Annotated in this window: 1 protein-coding gene; it reads left to right on the top strand. The window is 63.4% G+C overall.

Annotation, left to right across the window (positions count from 1 at the left end; all coding sequences use genetic code 11):
* Window positions 1–243, top strand: a 243-nt coding sequence (locus KW842_RS27940; RefSeq protein WP_218307316.1) for a hypothetical protein, incomplete at both ends; no start/stop codon positions are given.

The raw sequence follows: 243 nt of genomic DNA, 5'->3' as shown, positions 1-243 counted from the left end.
TCGGCGCGATCAACACCACCAACCTGGCCGCCCTGAGCACCAATCAGATCGTCGCCATTGGCACCAACCAGGCTGCTGCGATGACCACCGCGCAGATCGCGGCGCTGAGCAGCAACCAGCTGAAAGCGCTGGAAACCGAAGACTTCGCCGCGCTGAAAACCGCGACCGTTGCCGCACTGGGCAGCGATCAGGTCAAAGCACTGACCACCGAGCAACTGGCTTCGCTGACCACCGCGCAAGCTG

The organism is Duganella sp. sic0402 (assembly GCF_019219065.1).
GTDB lineage: Bacteria > Pseudomonadota > Gammaproteobacteria > Burkholderiales > Burkholderiaceae_D > Rugamonas.
The sequence above is the reverse complement of the archived record's forward strand: the minus strand, read 5'-3'. Positions and strand labels throughout refer to the sequence as shown.